This window comes from Duganella phyllosphaerae (assembly GCF_001758785.1).
GTDB lineage: Bacteria > Pseudomonadota > Gammaproteobacteria > Burkholderiales > Burkholderiaceae_D > Rugamonas > Rugamonas phyllosphaerae.
Genome location: NZ_LROM01000062.1, coordinates 1 through 19,213, shown reverse-complemented (window position 1 = coordinate 19,213; position 19,213 = coordinate 1). Strand labels below are relative to the sequence as shown.

Genomic DNA, 19,213 nt, shown 5'->3' with positions numbered 1-19,213 from the left:
ACTCCTTGAACGAGGAACTGCATGCGGCGCTATCACATCACCTTAGGCGCGACGACGACTGCCGGCGGTAAAGTAATCTCAGCCAGCAGCAATGGCAGCATTAACGGCAAAAAGATCGCCTTGGAGGGCGACGCGATAATTTGCCCCGCTTGTAAATCCAGCGGGAAGATTACGTGCGTAGGCCCCCGTATCCCGGAAACCTGGAACGGTAAAAAGGTCGCACTTGAAAACGACCTCTGTATCTGTGGCTGCGCCCTCCCTCCAAAACTCAAGCCAAATCAAAGTTTGCGCTGCCAGGTGATCGAAGACCCTTCGACACAGAATGTGCAGCATGAAACGGGCGGGCCGGCAGAGGAGGCCCAAGACGTCCTGGAACAATTTTTCTCTCTTCATGATGAGAATAACCACGCGGTTGAGGGGTTCCGTTACGACCTGTTTGTGAACGATACGATACATGTGGCTGCTGTCGGGCTTCAGGATGGAAATACCGAAACCATCACGGGTGACAATCAGCGATTGACTCTGGTCACTTGGCCAACCGTAGAAGAGGTTGACCCAAATGACTAAGGTGACCAAAGATAGCGTAGCTTCCTTGGACGCAGAGGTGAGACTGCTGGCAGCGATTACTTATGGAGAAGCATCCACCAAGGATGACCGAGACGAGATGTTTGCGCTGGCGAGCGTACTCATTCGCCAAAAAGAGGCAAGAGGATATAAAAGCGTGACCAGCTTCGCCGCTAAAGAAAAGACGTTCGCTTACGCAGCCATTGATGGGAACGTGCGATTCAAAAAGCTGATGAATGCGTCCGAGCTGGAAATATCAAAACAGCCAGGCCTGAAGGCCGCTGTCGCGGCAGCGGTGAATGCGATGAACGGCGGCGAAGACAAATCCAATGGCGCATATTTTTGGGATGGTGCTGATATCAAGACCAATTATGCGCGCCACTTCAAGGTCCGGCGCGGCATCAAGTTCACGGATCAATCCCACAATATCTATGGGATCAAGGAATCCACAAAAGTCGTGATCCTCTCGAAAACGACCAAGACCCGAAGCCGCGCCACGGGAAAGATATCGACAGCAACAGAAGAGGTCGGACGCTATGATCACCAGTACGATTCCACAGCGGCGTACGGCGGTACGATATTCTGGAAGTTGAATCCGGAATTCCTCAAAGTGACGCGAGGATGGGAGTACAAATGAAGCAATTCTGCATACTGATCTTGCTTTCCGCTGCTGCCCTGGAAGTACCGGCAAAAGCCCCGTCGAAAGCGGCTGTCGTTAGCTGCCTGTCCGCGCAGTCTCTATCGACATCCATCAAGTGGAACCCATTACCCACCGAAGAAATAACTTCGGAAGATGATTACGTGGGTGGTTTCAATGCCGTCTATTACATCAAGTGGGGCAGCGCGCCAATAGGATACGCCGAGCGCGGCCCAGTTAAAGCTGTCTTCTACAGCAAGCAGCTCTTCCCCATCGCCGGAGCACTCCCTCTTACCGGCTTCGACACGCGCCCCACGGAGCTCGATCCATTCGCGGCAGAGTGGGCGACGTTGGCCGAGCAAAACGGCACCTACCTTTGCATCAGTTTTCCCTACGGTGATCTTGGCCAAAGCGGAAGCTTCCAGAAAAATCGAAGTGCTTACCTGCTAGAACTCGGCAACAAAAAGGGAACGCATGTTTTGTACTCAGCGACTGGCAACCTCGACGCTTTACGGACAAACCAGGGCCAGAAAAAGTGACCAAGCCAAACTGACCGGCACTAAGTTCTAGGCATGGAGGCGAGGAGCCGGGCAGATCGGACAAGTCCATCGAAAATAATCGTAACAACCCGGTCAAATACGAGTTTTACGGGTACGTTGATATCACCGGTGTCGGGCATGATAGTCCTTGAACGCTCGGACAGCACCATCAGTATGGCACCACGCCGTTGCTTCATTTGGCAGGAGCAATCCCCAGGATATGCCAGTACGGAGCAAATCCCTCACGCACACATTCCACTACCAGCTCGATAAATGGACCCAAATCGCCATCCATGTGCGCAGTGTCCAACGCCTCGTAATAAGCCAGACGACGAGTCACCGGCAGCACAATGGCGGGGAAACCGCCCTTCAACAGTTCCAGATTAAGCAGCAGCCGGGCCGTGCGTCCATTGCCGTCAACAAACGGATAAATTTTTACGAAATCGACATGCAACTTGGCCGCTCGAACGACGGGGTGCACCGCTGTCGCCTCGTTATCGTACCAATGCATGAGCGCGGCCATCTGCTCGGGTACCAGCAGCATGTCAGGCGGAACGTGGCGCGCACCGGCAATCGTCACGTTCAGCTTGCGATAGATGCCGGCATTGTCGTCATCGACGTGCTTGAGCACCAGTCTGTGCAAGTTCCGGATCTGCCACTCGCTCAACGGCTCTGCTTTCAGCACGACGTCTTCCACGTACAGGATAGCGTCGCGGTGGTTGATGGCATCAAAGTGTTCGCGCAGGAGCTTGCCGCCAATGGTGATGCCCTCCAGTACCACCTTGGTTTCCATCAGCGTCAGCGTGTTGCCTTCGATGGCGTTGGAGTTGTAAGTCCAGCGCAGCACCAGCTCGTCATGCAGATTGCGCAGCGCCGCCGCAGGTAACGGCCGCAACGCATTGAGCTTGGCCTTGAGGGCATCGAGTTCGTCAAAATTCATAGGGGCGTCTTTCAGTAGTTCTCGCCGAGATCTCGAGACAGGCATCTGGTCCTGTTCAAATCGCATCCCCAAATACACCCTGTTCGAGTAACTGGTACTGTTGAGGCGATTCAGGCATATGCCGCGCGAACAGGGGCCAGAATGCCTTGGTGTGATTCTTTCTACGGTATGACAAAGTTCGTGTAGCCTACGGTGAAAAAGGCCGGGGTAAGGCTTGGAAATTGAGGCCGATTGTACACCAGCGAAAGCTTCAGAATTAGCTACAAAGACTCGATGTATCCGCAGACGAACATCAGGTGTAGACCGTGCGCCCACGGCGCGCGGCGCCCGGCGGGATGGCCCGGCAGGGCCATGCCCTTCGAATCTCACACGCAAGGCCAGCAGGGGCCTTGCTCGCTTCCGACCAGAAATAAAAAAACCGCCTGTTGGCGGTTTTTTTATTTCTTGGCGGAAGCGGTGAGATTCGAACTCACGAACGGCTCACACCGTCGGCAGTTTTCAAGACTGCTGCCTTCAACCACTCGGCCACGCTTCCTATGTGCCGGCATTATACAGATTCCACCCCGCTTTGGCGATCAATCCGGCTACCGACCAGCCTCAGGCCGCGCGATGCGCATGTCCCGGCGCCCAGTTCGCCCGCAGCGCCTCCTCGAACGCCGCCGCCTCCAGCGGCTTGGCAAACAAATATCCCTGCACTTCGTCGCAGCCGCTGTTTTTCAGGAAGGCCAGTTGCTCCACGGTTTCCACGCCTTCGGCGATCACCTTGTGCTTGAGCTGCTGGGCGATGCTGATGATGGTGTTGGCGATGGCGCAGTCGTTGGCGTCGCTCGGCAGGCCAATGGTGAAGGAACGGTCGATCTTGAGCGTGTCGATCGGGAAGCGCTTCAGGTACGACAGGCTCGAATAGCCGGTGCCGAAATCGTCGAGCGAGAGTGTCACGCCGATGGCGGTGATGCGGTCCATGATGCCGATCACGCGGTCGATGTTGTGCATCAGCGTGCTTTCGGTGATCTCCAGTTCCAGCCAGGTCGGCTCCAGGCCGTAACGCTCGAGCGTGTCCTGCACCCGGCCCGGCAGCGATGCCGTGAATTCGCGGGCGGAGACGTTCACCGCCAGGCGGATCGGCGGCAGGCCGGCGTCTTTCCATTGCCTGGCCTGGGCGCAGGCCGCTTCCAGTACCCATTCGCCCACCTGCACCACCAGGCCGGTCGCTTCGGCCAGCGGGATGAAGTCGGCCGGCGGCACCAGGCCGCGCACCGGGTGGCGCCAGCGTACCAGTGCTTCGGCGCCGATGATCTTGCCGTTTTCGATGCAGAACTTGGGCTGGTAGTGCAGCAGCAGTTCGCCGTTGCCGAGCGCGGCGCGCAGGCCGGTTTCGATGCGCATGCGTTCCTGCATGCCCTGGTTCATGTCCTGGCTGTAGAACGCCACGTGGTCGCCGTCGGTACCCATGCCGCCCTCCTGCTTGGCGCGGTACATGGCGATGTCGGCCAGGCGCAGCAGGGTTTCGGCGTCGTCGCCGTCCTGCGGGTACACGCTGATGCCCACGCTGCCGCCCACGCGCAAGTCGTGGCCGTCGATTATGATCGGGGTGTTGAGCGTGGCCAGCAGCTTTTGCGCCACCATGCTCGCTTCGAAATGCTGGCCGATGTCGAACAGGCCCACGGCAAATTCGTCACCACCGAGGCGGGCCACCAGGTCCTGGTCGCGCAGCACGGTGCGAAAACGGCGCGCCACTTCGCACAGCAGCGCGTCGCCGATCTTGCGGCCCAAGGTGTCGTTGATCAGTTTAAAACGGTTGAGGTCGATGAACAGCACGCAGCCTTGCAGGCGGCTGCGCTGGGCCACCATCAACGCCTGGTCCACCAGCTTGGTCAGCAAGGTGCGGTTGGGCAGGTTGGTCAGGGCGTCGTAATAGGCCAGGTGGTGGATGCGCTCCTCGGCCATCTTGCGTTCGGTGATGTCGGTGAGATACGCGATCAGGCCGACCGAGCGGTTGCTGGCGTCGCACAGCGGCGACAGCGACAGGCTGGCCCAGAACACTTCGCCCGATTTCTTTTTGCGGCGCACTTCCATCAGGCGCCCGCCCTGCTCCACGAACGGATCGTCGAAGCCCATGTCCTCGTCTTCGTACAGGAACAGGATGTTGCGGCCCAGCGCTTCGACGGCGGTGTAGCCGAACAGCCGTTCGGCGCCCTTGTTCCAGCTGAGGATGAAGCCGCTCATGTCCATCGTCACCACCGATTCGTGGATGTGGTCGAGGATTTGCGCTTGGTGCTGCAACTGCGCTTCCACCTGGCTGTAGGCGTGGGTGGTGCGCTGCGCCAGCGAGTGCACTTGCAGCACGCTGCCGGCCAGCGTGGCCAGGCTGGCCAGGTGCTGGCGGTCGCTGTCGCTGTAGTCGAGGCGGCCGGACACGGTGAAGCGGCCGAAGTACTTGCTGTCGAACCAGATGTCCTGGGTCAGCGTGGGCACCGGGGCGTCGTTGGCGGCGTGAATTTCCGGCGCCGGCAGCCTGGTCAGCAGCGAGGCGGCTTCGGCCGGCAAATATTCACCGAGCGGACTGCCGGTCACGCTGCGCACGATGCGTCCCAACTCCTGCACCAGCGCGTGGCCGCGCAGGCGCAACACCGCGTCGCACAGGGCGGCGCTGTTGGCGATGAAGTCGGTGACGGGATGGGTGCGCATGGTCGCTACAGGCTCCGGCTCACTTGCAGCGCCCACTGGTGGGCGTGCAATTGTGTCTGCCAGAACGCTTCGGCATCGATGCCGGCCTGGGCCAAAGCGGCGCGGTCATGGCCCTCCACCAGCTGGAGCAGTACGCCCAGCGGGCCGGCGCGGTCGAGCAGCGCCATCACCACGTCGAGGTCGAGGCTGAGGGCGGCGACGATTTCGGTCATGGTCATGCCGAGCAGCACGTCCAGCAACGAGAACACGCCGGCGACAAATGCCATGTCCTGCTGGTCGCGGCTGCCGCCCTGCGCGCGCAACAGCGCTTCCATCTGGGCGGCGCGCACTGCCGCCAGCGGCAGCAGCGGGTTGGGCAGGCCATCGTCCTGCTGGCGCGCGTACAGCAGCAACTGCAGCCAGCGCTGCAACTGGCGCCGGCCCAGCACGGTGATGGCCTGGCTGAAGCTGTGCACGGGCGAACTGAGCGCGAACGCCGCCGAGTTGACCAATTTAAGCAGGTGGTATGAGAGCGACGGATCCTGCTTGAGCAGCACTTCGAGCTCGCAGGTGTCGGCGTCGCGCGCCAGCAAGCCCAGCAGCGCCAGCAGGCGCTTGCGCGTGGTGCCGTCGGCGGGGCTGTCGCGGTCCGGGTTGCAGGCAAACTCGCCCGCGAACCAGCTGAACCCGGCCTCGGCGCAGGCAACAATGCGCGCTTCGTTCGGCATCCCGGTGGCCAGGTGCGGGCCGGGCTGACCGACCAGGGCCACCATGGGCGGCAAGGTGGTGGCGGCATCGACCATCAGCGCGCGGGCGCCGCACAGGGTGGCGGTGGAGCCCGATGTCACGCCTTCGATCATGGTGCGGTAGCCGGCTTCGGCCAGGCTGGCCAGTTTCTTCTGCGTGGTCAGGTCGGCGCAGGCGGCGGCCGGCACGCGCAGGATGACGCGGTTCGGTGGCAAAGCGGATAGTTGCGACAGTTCCAGCCGGGCGGGCGCGGCGACCGGGATGACCAGGTCGAGCGGCGCCAGCAGGTCGAATACCTCGGGGGTTTTGAGCAAGGTGAGCGCGGCCTGGAAAGGCGCGTCGTCCTGCTCGCCGGCGGCGACAGGATGGAGCAGCAACGCCACCCAGGCGTAGCGGGCGTCGGAGACTGCCTGGAGTTCCACCAGCGGGAACGGCTTATTTTCAGGCGCAGACATCAAATTCTCTCTGAAGGTTCAGCGCGCGTTGTTCGTACCCTGTGCGATGTGCCATATGACGAGTAGTGAGCCAACTTACAGGATGGGGAAACATTTCTATTTTTACACAATTGCCGTTTTCCAAGCAGCCTGAATATAGCAGATATTGCCGCAGAAACACGGAATATTAGAAAGTGCTTAATACTATTAGGAAAGTGACTCTAAAGTGTTGCATACATACAAATTGACGACACTATTGCGCGTGCTGTACCGCGAAGCGGATCAGTTCTGCCTGCCCTTCGATGCCCAGCTTGCGCTTGATGTTGAGGCGATGGGTTTCCACGGTGCGCACCGACAGGTCGAGCGCGCGGGCGATCTGCTTGTTCGATTCGCCGTTGGCGATGTGGCGCAGCACCTCGTGTTCGCGCGAGGTCAGCTGGTTGTCCTGGTTCTGCGGCTGGGCCAACTGGCGGGCCAGCGCCGCGCTGTAATAGATTCCGCCCGACATTACGGTTTCGATCGCCACCACGATGTCCTTGCCGGGCGCATCTTTCAGCACGTAGCCGCGCGCACCGGCCTGGATCGCCTGCGACACATATTCGAGCTTGTCGTGCATGGACAGGATCAGCACGGCAATGCGCGGGAACGCCTGCCTGAACTGGGCGGTCGCTTCGATGCCGTTGGCGCCGCGCATATTGATGTCCATGAGTACCAAGTCGATGGCGTGGCGGCCCGCCTGTTCCAGCGCTTCGGCAGCGCCGCCGGCCTCGGCCACGACTTCGAATTGGGGCATGGCCTCCAGGCGCGCGCGCAGGCCGTCGCGCACTAACGGGTGGTCGTCGACCAGCAGGATTTTGATAGGTGTGGTCATCATAGTTAACTGTTATTGGCGGCGTAAGCCGTGAGGACGGTGCCGTCGGTGGACGAAACGATCTCGAAACGGCCGCCGATGGCGTCCATTCTTTCCATCATATTGCGCAGGCCGATGCCGTGCTTGGGATGCAGCGCGATGCTTTCCGCGTCAAAACCGCTGCCATCGTCGCTGATCCGCAAGGTCACGCCCTGCACGGTGCCGGTCAGGCGGATGCCGATGTGGCTGGCGCCGGCGTGGCGTTCGATGTTGGTGAGCGCTTCCTGCGCCACCCGGAACAGCACGGTATTGGCCACGTCCGACAGGGTATCGACCACGCCCGTGGTATCGAAGTGTACCGGGGTTCCGGAACTGAGCGTGTACTCCTGTCCCAGGTGGTGCAGCGCGGCGGCCAGGCCCAGGTCGTCCAGGATGGCCGGGCGCAGGTTGTGCGAAATGCGGCGCACCTCGCCCATCACGTTGCTCAGCTGGTCGGCCGCGTGCTCGAACACGGCGGTGGCGGCCTGGCGCTGCTCGAGTTTCGGCGACGCCAGCCGTATCATCCCGGCCTCGATCTGCAGCTTGATCGACACCAGCCACTGGCTGATGCCGTCGTGCAGGTCGCGCGACAGCCGTGCCCGTTCTTCCTCTTGCGACTCCACCACCCGCTGCGCCAGCACCTTGAGCTTGGCGTCGGCCACCCGGTGTTCGCTGACGTTCAGGGCCAGTCCGGCCCCGGCCACCACCAGCGCGGCGGCAATCGCAATCAGGGCGATCCACAGCATGGTGTTATGGATGTTGCCGGACTGCTGGGTGTCGATCCGCGCCAGCGCACGGTCCACGTCATCGAGATAGATGCCGGTGCCCATCATCCAGCCCCACTCGGGCATGGCGATCACATAGCCGAGCTTGGCCACCGCCTTCTGGGTCGATGGCTTGACCCACATGTAGCGCTCCAGCCCGCCACCGTTGCGGGCGCGTTGCAGCAGGTTCTGGATGGTCGGGCGGCCCAGGGCGTCGCGCATCTCGAACAGGTTGCGGCCCACCAGGTCGGGCTGGCGCGGATGCATCAGGGTGTTGCCCTGCATATCGTAGAGGAAGAAATAGCCGTCGTCGCCGTAGCTGAGCGACTCCAGGATGCGCTTGGCTTCGTTGCGGGTGGCCTCGTCATTGCGGCCGGAGTTATACAGGTGCGAAATCGAATGGGTGGCCAGCGCCACGTAGTGCTTGAGTTCCGCTTCCTTGCTGCTCAGGTAGGCCTGCTGGATGGTGTCGCGCTGCTGCTGCGCCAATAAGGCGGACTGGTGCTGCACCGCCAGCGCGATCGCGCACAGGGCAAAGATCAGCGGGGTGATGGCAAGGAAGATGACTTTTTGCCGCAACTTCATGAGGGTTTGCCCATCGAATTTTCTATTGGCAGGATTTTACGCCTCCACACGCCAACTCCCCTACGTAGAACTACGTAACACGGCTGCGTAATGCTGCGCTTGCTGCAATTATGTAATTCGTGAATACTCGCCATAAGCTGCCACAATGCCGAATTGGCAAGAGCAGACCCCATTCCTTGGAGGAAGCATGACACCTGTACCAACCGCACCCCAGACACTCGGCGCCAAGCTGGGCTGGGCCGTCGTCGCCTTGCTCGGCGCGTCCGCACTGGGCTTTATTGCCTTGAAGCGCGGCGAGTCGATCAGCGCCATCTGGATCGTGATCGCCGCCGTGTGCGTCTATCTGATCGCCTATCGTTACTACAGCCTGTACATCGCCAGGAACGTGCTCGGGCTCGACGCCAAACGGCTCACGCCCGCGCAACGCCTCAATGACGGCCTCGACTACGTTCCCACCAACAAGAACGTGCTGTTCGGCCACCACTTCGCCGCCATTGCCGGCGCCGGCCCCCTGGTCGGGCCGGTACTGGCCGCGCAAATGGGCTACCTGCCCGGCATGTTGTGGATCCTCGCTGGCGTGGTGTTTGCCGGCGCGGTGCAGGATTTCATTATCCTGTTCATCTCCATGCGCCGCGACGGCCGCTCGCTGGGCGACCTGATCAAATCCGAACTTGGACAAATTCCCGGCATGATCGCCCTGCTCGGCACCTTCATGATCATGGTGATCATCCTGGCCGTGCTGGCGCTGATCGTGGTAAAGGCCCTGACGCACTCGCCGTGGGGCAGCTTCACCGTGATTGCCACGATCCCGATCGCGCTGTTCATGGGCGTGTACTCGCGCTTTATCCGCGTGGGCCGCATCGGCGAAGTGTCGATCATCGGCTTCGTGCTGTTGATGGCGGCGATTTTCGGCGGCCAGTACGTGCAGGAACACCCAGCTTTGGCGCCGCTGTTCGACTTCACCGGCACCGAACTGACCTGGATGCTGATCGGCTATGGCTTCGTCGCCTCGGTGCTGCCGGTGTGGCTGCTGCTGGCGCCGCGTGACTACCTGTCCACCTTCCTCAAGATCGGCACCATCGTCGGCCTGGCCGTGGGCATCATCGTGGTCGCTCCGTACCTGAAAATGCCGGCCATGACCAAGTTCATCGACGGCACCGGCCCGGTCTGGGCGGGCAGCCTGTTCCCGTTCCTGTTCATCACCATCGCCTGCGGCGCGGTGTCCGGCTTCCACGCGCTGATCGCTTCGGGCACCACGCCCAAGATGATCGAAAACGAAACCCATGCCCGCTACATCGGCTACGGCGCCATGCTGATGGAATCGTTCGTGGCCATCATGGCGCTGGTGGCCGCCTCAACCATCGAGCCCGGCATCTACTTCGCCATGAACAGCCCGGCCGCGCTGATCGGCACCACGCCCGAATCGGCCGCTGCCGCCATTTCGCAATGGGGCTTCTACGTCACGCCGGAAATGCTGATCCAGACCGCCAAGGACGTCGGCGAACACAGCATCATCTCGCGCGCCGGTGGCGCCCCGACCCTGGCGGTGGGCATGGCCCACATCCTGTCGAACGTGATCGGCGGCCAGGCCATGATGGCGTTCTGGTACCACTTCGCCATCCTGTTCGAGGCGCTGTTCATTTTGACCGCGGTGGATGCCGGCACCCGCGCCGGCCGCTTCATGCTGCAAGACTTGCTCGGTGCTTTCGTGCCGTCCATGAAGCAGACCGAAAATACCTTCGCCAACCTGGTCGCCACCGGCCTGTGCGTGGCGGCGTGGGGTTATTTCCTGTACCAGGGCGTGGTCGATCCGCTGGGCGGCATCAACACCTTGTGGCCACTGTTCGGTATTGCCAACCAGATGCTGGCGGCCATTGCACTGATGCTGGGCACCTGCGTGCTGTTCAAGATGAAGCGCGGCCAGTACGCGTGGGTGACCATCGTGCCAACCATCTGGCTGCTGCTGTGCACGCTGACGGCCGGCTGGCAGAAAATGTTCCATGCCGATCCGAAAATCGGTTTCCTGGCCCATGCGTCGAAGTACCAGGCCGCGATCGACGAAGGCAAGATTTTGGCCCCGGCCAAGTCGATGGCGCAGATGCAGCAGGTGGTCTTCAACGATTACCTCGACGCGGGCCTGGCCGGCTTCTTCGTGATCGTCGTGCTGAGCGTGCTGGTGTTCGGTATCCGCACCGTGATGAAGGCGCGCGCCAACAGCTTGCCGACGGTGAACGAAAGTCCACTCGTGCTGGCGAAGGGGTAATCATGTTAGGCGACATCGCCAAGGCCGGCCGTTACCTCGGGCAGAGCATGCGCCTGATGATGGGCCTGCCTGATTACGACACGTATGTCAGCCACCGGGAGGTCACCCACCCGGGTGAGCCGGTGATGACGTACGAGGAGTTTTTCAAGGAGCGGCAAGAGGCCCGCTACGGCGGCGCCGGTAAGCGCGGCGGGTGTTGTTGATCCTTGCCCCATCTCATAAAAACGGCATTGCTCGCAATGCCGTTTTTATTCGTTTCTTCCGGAACTTTTTGGCGCGTGTGTCGTCAAATAAGCTCAGCCACACAGATGGCGCAATCCGGGAGACCCATGACAGCCCCTTTTTCTTACGAACGCGCCTTTGCCCGTAACATCGGCTGGGTTACTCATGCCGAGCAATCGGTGTTGCGCGACAAGCGCGTGGCTATTGCCGGGCTCGGCGGCGTGGGCGGCGTGCATTTGCTCACGCTGGCGCGGCTCGGCATCGGCAATTTTCACGTGGCCGATTTCGATACCTTCGACGTTGCCAACTTCAACCGCCAGGTGGGCGCCACCGTCTCCACGCTGGGGCAACCGAAGGCCGACGTGCTGGTGCGCATGGCGCGCGACATCAATCCCGAGATCAACATCGTCAGCTTTACCGACGGCGTCAACGACGACAACCTGCTCCGGTTCCTGCTGGGCGTGGACCTGTACGTCGATGGCCTCGATTTCTTTGCCTTCGATGCGCGCCAGGCCACCTTTGCCGCCTGCGCGGCGCGCCACATTCCGGCCATTACCGCCGCCCCGCTCGGCATGGGCACCGCCGTACTCAACTTCCTGCCCGGCGAGATGACGTTCGAGGAATATTTTTGCTGGGGTAATTTGTCCGAACGCGAGAAGGCCCTGCGGTTTTTGATCGGCCTGGCGCCGGCCGGCCTGCATGGCGATTACCTGGTCGATCCCTCCACCATCAACCTGGCGGAAAAACGCGGGCCGTCCACCATCATGGGCTGCGAGCTGTGCGCCGGCGCCGCCGCCACCGAAGCGCTCAAGATCCTGCTCAACCGCGGCGAAGTGCTGGCCGCACCACATGGCTACCAGTTCGACGCCTACCGCAACAAGCTCACCCGCACTTACCGGCCCGGCGGCAACCGCCACCCCTTGCAGCGCATCGCCATGATGCTGGCGCGCAAGCGCATGGCCGGGGCGGCGCCATGAAGCCGCCGCAAGCGGCAAGCGCCGACGCCACGTCCAGGCCTGCTGGCGTGTCCGGCGCCGCGCCCACGGGCGGGCTGCTGCACAAACTCGACCCCACGCTGGAAAGCATTTTAGAGCTGGCGCGCTGGGCGCCCAGCGGCGACAACACCCAGCCGTGGCGTTTCGAGCTACTCGACGCGCGCCGGCTGGTGGTCCACGGCCACGACACGCGCGACCATTGCGTGTACGACCTCGACGGCCACCCGAGCCAGATCTCGATCGGCGCCCTGCTCGAGACCATGGCGATTGCCGCCAGCACTGTCGAGCTGGCCACCCGCATCACGCCGCACGCGGATGCGCCGCCCCACCGCCCCACCCTCACCGTCGAATTCATCGACCAGCCCGGCCTGGCGCCCGACCCGCTGGCCGCGCACATTATCACGCGCAGCGTGCAACGGCTGCCGCTGAGCCGCCGTCCGCTCACGGCCAGCGAGAAGGCCGCGCTCACGGCCACCCTGCCCGCCGGCTACACCGTCTGCTGGCTGGAAGGCAGGCAGCGCACGGCAGCGGCCGGCTTGATGTTTCGCAACGCCAAGCTGCGCCTGACCATGCCCGAGGCGCACCAGGTGCACCAGGCCGTCATCGAATGGAACGCGCGCCACAGCGCCGACCGCATGCCCGACCGCGCGCTCGGCGTCGATCGCTTCACCGCCAAAATGATGCGCTGGGTGATGCACGACTGGCGCCGTGTCGAGTTTTTTAACACCTGGCTGGCAGGCACGGTGGCGCCGCGTTTGCAGATGGACCTGATTCCCGGCCTGGCCTGCGCCGCCCACTTCGTGCTGGCAGCTCCCATCCGTCCGCACCGCACCGGCGACTACCTGGCCGCCGGGCGCGCCATGCAGCGCTTCTGGCTCACCGCCACCGCGCTGGGCCTGCAATTGCAACCGGAAATGACGCCGCTGATTTTTTCCCGCTACGTGCGCGACGGCCGGGTATTTTCCGGCACGCGCGGCATGCAGGAGCGCGCCGCCGTCCTGGCCCACGACGGCGAACGCCTGGTGGGCCAGGCTGCCTGGGAACGCGCCGTGTTCATGGGCCGCATCGGCGCCGGGCCGCCGGCACAGGCGCGGTCACTGCGCCGGCCGCTGGCCGACCTGATCATCGCGCCATGATGCGCTCATCACCATGCGAGCGATTCCTCCCCGTCATATTGTTGTGTTCCTGTGCCTGCTGGGCGCGAGCCTGGCGCTGGCCGTTGCCAGCGCGGCCGCGTTCGGCTGCTTGCCGCTGGGCGACTTTCGCGGTGTGCTGGTGTTGCTGGCGGGCGTGGTGCTGCTGTACCTGTGGGCGTTTGCGCTCTACCGCCTGTTTCTAAGGGTCATGCCGCTGCGCGAAGGCGACGTGGCGCCAGGCTCGCCACAGGAGTTGGTGGCCAACGTCAACATGCTGTTCTACCTGCTGCTGTTCAACTCTCTTGTGCGTTCGCACGTGGTGCCGGTGCCGTTGATGCGGGTGGTGTACCTGGCGCTGGGCGCGCGGCTGGGCGCCAATACCTACAGCGCGGGCGCCCTGCTCGATCCGCCGCTCACGCGCATCGGCAGCAACACCGTCATCGGCCACGACGCCGTGATCTTTGCCCACGTGATCGAAGGCGAACGGCTCGAACTGAAGGCGGTCGTGATCGGCGACACCGTCACCATCGGCGCCACCGCGGTCATCATGGCGGGCGTGCAGATCGGCGACCGGGCCATCGTCTCGGCCGGCGCGGTCGTAACCAAGGATACCCGCATCGGTGCCGGCGAGGTATGGGGCGGGGTACCGGCGCGACGCCTGAAAGCTGCGCCTGCTGCACCGGTTGAACCGTGACGGAATTTTTTACACTTCACTTCGCTTTGCACGGCCGCCTGCGCGCAAGTGCCTGATTCCAAAGCGATCGCCAAACCTGGCAAGGCTTTTGCTCTACAGCTGGCATGGCCCCGATTTCCGGGCGCCACCTACCCCTGGGAGCAACCATGAAAACATGCAAAACCGCGCTGGCCGCCGCAACGATCGCGGCCGCGCTGGCCGCCCCGCTCACCGCCAGCGCCGGCCCCGTGGTCGGGCTCGACACGACCGGTACCGGCAACTACAGCACCTATGCCGACCTGTGGACCAATGTCACCGACACCGGCCTGGCCACCGGCTTCATTCCCGGCCTTAACGTCGGTGGTCCCAATGGCGCCCAGCCTTACCTGACCGAACTGCGTTCGCAGATGGTGATTGGCACCATGTCCAACAGCAATGTCCCGGCCCTGGTCACCCCAGCCGGCCTTAACCAGACCTTCGAGATCAGCAAGGTCGTGCGCTTCCAGGAGCTGGTTGATTTCCAGACCCCCACCACCGCGCACTTCACCCTGCCGCCATCGCAGTCGGCCGCCATGGACGTCGATCCACTGCGCGCCGGCGTGCAAAACCTGGCCATCTATTTCGACCAGATCACGCCCGGCGCCGGCAGCAGCACCGCCGTGCCCGGCAATGGCAACAACACCGTGGCCTGCTATGGCACCGGCTCCACCTCGGCCGGCTGCGGCACGTCGCCAGGCGACACGGACGGCGACGGCATCATCATCCTGTCGGGCCACCTGGTGTTCAACGACGCCAGCTTTACGGCCACCAACGGCGTGGGCACCGGCTCGTTCGACGCCCGCTTCGTGATCGATTACGTCGATGCCAACTACCTCGACATCGTGACCGGCTCGATCTTCCAGGACAAGACCACCGGCACCACCAACGTACCGTCGTTCTTCACGCCCACCATGATGTGGGACGGCACCACGCCCACCACGGTGCCATTCCTGAAAGTGGATTCGTCGCAATCGTTTGCCGCGCAGGCAGTGCCCGAACCGGCCACGCTGGCCATCATGGCCCTGGGCTTTGCCGGACTGGCGCTGGCCCGCCGTAAATCGGGCGCCAGCGATGCGAAGATGGCCGGTGGCGCCGGCCTGTGCCCTGCGTAATGTCATAAATTGCCAGTTTTCACGCCGTGCCAGCGGCTGCTTTTGGCGGATCGGGTGCCAGCCCGCTCCGCCTTTTTTATGGCGCTGCTTGTTCTGCTGTCCGCAACCGGTCCAGCAACAGCGCCAGTTGCCGGCCGGCGTCGTAGCCGGCAAAGTGTCCCGCCAGCCGCAGCGCCGCCGCCCGCGAGGCGGGCCGGGTCTGGTCCAGCAGCGCCAGCGCCGCATCGCGCACCGCCGCCTCGGTCAGGCGGTCGGAGCGCAACAGGCGGCCGGCGCCGCAGCCCACCACCCCCGCCATGTTCAGGTACTGGTCGAGATTGCCGGCAATGCCCAGCACCGGCACACCTGCCACCAGCGCCTGCTGGCAGGTGGGACTGCCGCCGTTGCACACCACCAGTTGCGCGCGCCGCGCCGCCGCCGCGCCCGGCAGGTACGGCGCCACCCGCGCATTGGCCGGTACCACACCGGGGCTGGCGCCGCCAGCGGTGGCGGCGATCACCGTCACCGGCAGCGTGGCCAGCGCCTGCAACACGCGCGGCAACACTTGGCCGGCGCCAGAGCTGCCCAGCGTGACATACACGACCGGCTTGGCGCCATCAAGTTCGTGCCACCAGGCGGGTAGCGGCGTGGGCGGCGACCAGGTGACCGCGCCCATGTAGGCGTGCGTGTCCGGCAACGCGGTCGCGGGAAACATTTGCGGAATATCGGCATACAGCACGTGGTCGGCATCGGTGTACACGCGGCGCAGGTCGGGTCCCAGCGCCGGCAGGCCATGCGCGCGCCGCACGCGGTTGAGCGGCATGCTGTGCAAGGCGAACGCCAGCGGGCGCGCCAGCCGGAACAGGCGGTCGGCCAGCGCGATGGGCAGCACGCGCGCGAGCGGCAACGCCGGCACCCGGTAGCGCTGGCGCACGTACGGGCTCCAGTAGGCGTTGATCAGGCCGATGTACGGAATGCCGGCCAGGCGCGCGCTGACCGACAGCGACAGCCGAAAGTCGCCGACCACCACGTGCGGCCGCACCGCGTTCAGCACGCGCAAATCGTCCGCCACGTAGTGTTGCAAAGTGGCCGCATCGTAGACCGGTTTGCCTGCCGCCAGCGCCGCCAGAAAACGCTCGCTGGAAATGCTGTGCAAGCGCAAGGGTTCGATATTGCTGCCCTTGAAAAACATGTCATAGCCGGGCGCGCACGCCACGTCCACCGCATAGCGGCCAGGGTCCAGCGCTTGCGCCAGCGCCAGCGGGCGGCCCACGTGCGCCAAGGTGACGGCCTCGGCCATGAACAGGATTTTTTGTCGTTCCATCGTCATCAGCTTGCGTTGCCTTTGCCAGTGTTGTTTGAGATAGCGCAAACGTGCCCTGTTTAGATATAGATCAATATCGCCCGAACCTCAAGCCTATATTTTTCCTACTGGCACTAGTGATGAGCCCGCCCGTGCCGACGATTTCGGCGTCCACCGTTGGAGGGTTCCACCGCAATGTCCAGCCACGAACGTTCTGGCCTCAGCCAGCGACTGACCATCCTTTCCATGCTCTCGACCGGCAGCGCGCTGCTGCTGGTGTTGTTCACGTTTACCGCCACCTCGGTGCTGCACGGCCAGGAAAACGAGCGCGACCGGCTGGCCACGCTGGCGGCGGTGCTCGGCGCTGCTGGCGAAAGCGTGCTCAAGCGCGCCAACGGCCAGCAGCTCGCCTGGCAACTGCAGGCGCTTGGCCATGATCGCGAGTTGCTGCAGGCAGCCGTGTACGACCGCGACGGCGCGCTGCTGGCGCGCTACGGTTCGCCGCGCTTGCGGCCGGGCCAGGCAGCACCGGACGTGCTGCCAGCCGACGGCGTCGGCAGCAGCATTAGTGGCAACAGCGCGCTGTGGCAGCCGGTCAATCGGGTGGTCCGGCCGATCCTGGTCCGGGGCGAGCCGGGCGGCGTGATCATGCTCGAGCGCAGCGCCTTGCCGGTGTGGTTCGAGATCCTGAAAAGCCTGGGCGCCGCCTGCGTTGCGGCCCTGCTTGCCTTCATGACGGCGCTGCTGGTTGCCGCCCGTTCGCGTGGCAGCGTGACGGAACCGGTGGCGCGCCTGATCGCCGCCGCGCAGCTGGTCAGCCGCGGCCAGCCTACCGAACGCATCCTGCACCAGCGCGGCGACGACCTCGGTGCGCTGATCGACAGCTTCAACGACATGCTGGCCCAGGTGGAGGCGCGCGACGGCGCCCTGGCCCAGTACCGCGACCAGCTCGAACGCCAGGTGGGCGTGCGCACCGAGCAGCTGGAAAAGGCCAAGAACGCGGCCGAGGCCGCCAGCCAGGCGAAGAGCGCCTTCCTGGCCACCATGAGCCACGAGATCCGCACCCCGATGAACGGCGTGCTGGGCATGACGGAGCTGCTGCTGGCCACGCGCCTGTCGGAACAGCAGCGCCACTACACCAGCATGGTCAAGCGCTCGGGCGAGCACCTGCTGGTGATCATCAACGACATCCTCGACTTTTCCAAGATCGAAGCCGGCAAGCTCACGGTCGAATATATCCAGTTCAATTTCCGCGACCTGCTGGCCGATATCGACCACGTGTTTTCGCCGCAGGCCCAGGCCAAGGGCCTGCGGCTGGAACTGAACGTGGCCTGCGACATCCCGGTCGCCATCAGCGGCGACCCCAACCGGCTGCGCCAGGTGATCTTCAACTTGCTGGGCAACGCTGTCAAATTTACCGACAGCGGCGAGATCACGGTCAAGGTGGTGGTGGCGGCCGAGGACGCCCAGCGCGTGACCTTGCGCTTCGAAGTGCACGACACCGGCATTGGCGTGTCCAACGAGGCGCGCGGGCGCATCTTCGACTCGTTCTCGCAGGCCGATGGCTCGACCACGCGCAAGCATGGCGGCACCGGCTTGGGCCTGGCGATCTCGAAGCAGCTGGTGGAGTTAATGGGAGGAACGATAGGCGTCGATCATGCTTTAACGCAAGGATCGATCTTCTGGTTCGCCGTACATTTCGACAAGCCGCGCGTCGATACCGACGATCCCATCCATACCTCCCACGGAATCCGCACCTTGATCGTCGATGACAATCCCACCAGCAGAAGCGAGCTGGAACGCCTGCTGGCGACCTGGCGCGTCCCTGCCGCCACGGCCACCGCTACCGAGTCCGTGCCTTTCCTGCGCCAGGCGGCAGCCGCCGGCCTGCCCTATCACATCGTGCTGCTCGACATGGCGCTGCCGCGCACCAGCGGCCTGGCGCTGGCGGCGGCGATCCACGCCGAACCGGACCTGGCGGGCCTGCGCATCCTGCTGCTGAGCACGGAGCGCGACGCCGCCGACAGCATCCAGCAACGCGCCGCCGGGGTCGCTTTTCAGTTGATCAAGCCGCCGCGCGAATGCGATTTGCACTACTGCCTGTTCAGCCGCGCCGGCGCCGCACCGGCGGCGCTGCGCTTTCCCGGCCACGGCGCTCCGGCCCATGGGCTCGCCAACCTGTCCGCGATGCTGTCGCCACAACCTGCCGTGACACCGGCCGTGGCGCCGGCCGCGCCGCCGGTGACCGCGCTCAGCACCGGCAGCCCGCCGGCCCGCGCGCGCCGCGGCCGCAAGGTCTTGCTGGCCGAAGACAACCCGGTCAACGTCGAAGTGGCCAGCGCCATGCTCGAGAGCCTGGGCCTGGACGTGAGCCGCGCCTGCAATGGCCAGGAGGCGCTGCACAGCCTGCAATCGGGCGACTTCGACCTGGTGCTGATGGATTGCCAGATGCCGGTCATGGACGGCTTTGCCGCCACCACCGAAATCCGCCGCCGCGAACAACAACTGGGCCGCGCGCGCAGCCTGCCGATCATCGCCATCACCGCCAACGCCCTGCAGGGCGACCGCGAAGCGTGCCTGGCGGCCGGCATGGACGACTACCTGAGCAAGCCCTTTACCCAGCAGGCGCTGGGCCAGACCATCGCCCGCTGGATCAGCCTGCCGCGGGTTGCCCCCGGCCTGCTGGCGGTGCAGGATGCCGACGCTCCGCCACCCCCCCCCCCCC

At 63.8% G+C, this 19,213-nt stretch carries 16 protein-coding genes and 1 tRNA gene; 10 read left to right on the top strand and 7 right to left on the bottom strand.

What is annotated here, in order from left to right; all coding sequences use genetic code 11:
• Nucleotides 1-21 precede the first annotated feature (21 nt).
• Genes DUPY_RS27135 through DUPY_RS06775 form a run of 3 tightly spaced genes read left to right on the top strand, consistent with a single transcriptional unit; the run spans nt 22 to nt 1,740 of the window.
• Nucleotides 22-567: a PAAR domain-containing protein gene (locus DUPY_RS27135; RefSeq protein WP_071651593.1), complete on the top strand. Its 546-nt coding sequence runs from the start codon at nt 22-24 to the stop codon at nt 565-567.
• Entirely contained in the window at nt 560-1,201 is a 642-nt protein-coding gene (locus tag DUPY_RS06780) for a hypothetical protein (protein ID WP_070247071.1), read from the top strand. The genes DUPY_RS27135 and DUPY_RS06780 overlap by 8 nt, the downstream gene beginning before the upstream one ends.
• Nucleotides 1,198-1,740, top strand: coding sequence for a hypothetical protein (locus DUPY_RS06775; protein WP_070247070.1), 543 nt, complete (start codon nt 1,198-1,200; stop codon nt 1,738-1,740). Before DUPY_RS06780 ends, DUPY_RS06775 begins: the two co-directional genes overlap by 4 nt.
• A 193-nt stretch (nt 1,741-1,933) precedes the next feature.
• Here DUPY_RS06775 and DUPY_RS06770 read toward each other — a convergent pair whose 3' ends face one another.
• From DUPY_RS06770 to DUPY_RS06745, 6 genes are all read right to left on the bottom strand, one after another.
• The gene (locus DUPY_RS06770; RefSeq protein ID WP_070247069.1) at nt 1,934-2,680 is read right to left on the bottom strand and encodes a Fic family protein; all 747 of its coding nucleotides are present in this window, start codon (nt 2,678-2,680) and stop codon (nt 1,934-1,936) included.
• Nucleotides 2,681-3,125: 445 nt separating this feature from the next.
• A tRNA-Ser gene (locus DUPY_RS06765) sits at nt 3,126-3,215 on the bottom strand.
• 62 nt (nt 3,216-3,277) lie between these two features.
• Nucleotides 3,278-5,368: a putative bifunctional diguanylate cyclase/phosphodiesterase gene (locus DUPY_RS06760; RefSeq protein ID WP_070247068.1), complete on the bottom strand. Its 2,091-nt coding sequence runs from the start codon at nt 5,366-5,368 to the stop codon at nt 3,278-3,280.
• 5 nt (nt 5,369-5,373) lie between these two features.
• On the bottom strand, nt 5,374-6,549 hold the full coding sequence (locus DUPY_RS06755) for an EAL and HDOD domain-containing protein (protein ID WP_070247067.1): 1,176 nt from the start codon (nt 6,547-6,549) through the stop codon (nt 5,374-5,376).
• A 232-nt stretch (nt 6,550-6,781) separates the two neighbouring features.
• Nucleotides 6,782-7,399: a response regulator gene (locus tag DUPY_RS06750; RefSeq protein ID WP_070247127.1), complete on the bottom strand. Its 618-nt coding sequence runs from the start codon at nt 7,397-7,399 to the stop codon at nt 6,782-6,784.
• Between the two features lie 5 nt (nt 7,400-7,404).
• Entirely contained in the window at nt 7,405-8,766 is a 1,362-nt protein-coding gene (locus DUPY_RS06745) for a cache domain-containing protein (RefSeq protein WP_070247066.1), read from the bottom strand.
• A gap of 187 nt (nt 8,767-8,953) precedes the next feature.
• Here DUPY_RS06745 and DUPY_RS06740 point away from each other — a divergent pair, with 187 nt between their 5' ends.
• The 6 genes from DUPY_RS06740 (at nt 8,954) to DUPY_RS06715 (ending at nt 15,206) form a co-directional block, all read left to right on the top strand.
• Nucleotides 8,954-11,029, top strand: coding sequence for a carbon starvation CstA family protein (locus DUPY_RS06740; protein ID WP_070247065.1), 2,076 nt, complete (start codon nt 8,954-8,956; stop codon nt 11,027-11,029).
• 2 nt (nt 11,030-11,031) lie between these two features.
• Entirely contained in the window at nt 11,032-11,232 is a 201-nt protein-coding gene (locus DUPY_RS06735) for a YbdD/YjiX family protein (protein WP_019922558.1), read from the top strand.
• Between the two features lie 126 nt (nt 11,233-11,358).
• The gene (locus DUPY_RS06730) at nt 11,359-12,228 is read left to right on the top strand and encodes a ThiF family adenylyltransferase (RefSeq protein WP_070247064.1); all 870 of its coding nucleotides are present in this window, start codon (nt 11,359-11,361) and stop codon (nt 12,226-12,228) included.
• Entirely contained in the window at nt 12,225-13,382 is a 1,158-nt protein-coding gene (locus DUPY_RS06725) for a nitroreductase family protein (protein WP_084640575.1), read from the top strand. The genes DUPY_RS06730 and DUPY_RS06725 overlap by 4 nt, the downstream gene beginning before the upstream one ends.
• A gap of 13 nt (nt 13,383-13,395) precedes the next feature.
• Complete coding sequence (locus DUPY_RS06720; RefSeq protein WP_070247063.1) at nt 13,396-14,076, top strand: acyltransferase; 681 nt, start codon at nt 13,396-13,398, stop codon at nt 14,074-14,076.
• A 146-nt stretch (nt 14,077-14,222) separates the two neighbouring features.
• On the top strand, nt 14,223-15,206 hold the full coding sequence (locus DUPY_RS06715; RefSeq protein WP_070247062.1) for a PEP-CTERM sorting domain-containing protein: 984 nt from the start codon (nt 14,223-14,225) through the stop codon (nt 15,204-15,206).
• Nucleotides 15,207-15,282: 76 nt separating this feature from the next.
• Here the strand turns inward: DUPY_RS06715 and DUPY_RS06710 are convergent, their stop codons facing one another.
• Nucleotides 15,283-16,509, bottom strand: coding sequence for a glycosyltransferase (locus tag DUPY_RS06710; protein ID WP_229255263.1), 1,227 nt, complete (start codon nt 16,507-16,509; stop codon nt 15,283-15,285).
• A 174-nt stretch (nt 16,510-16,683) separates the two neighbouring features.
• Here DUPY_RS06710 and DUPY_RS06705 point away from each other — a divergent pair.
• A partial coding sequence (locus DUPY_RS06705; protein WP_070247060.1) for a hybrid sensor histidine kinase/response regulator occupies nt 16,684-19,213 on the top strand: 2,530 nt, incomplete at its 3' end.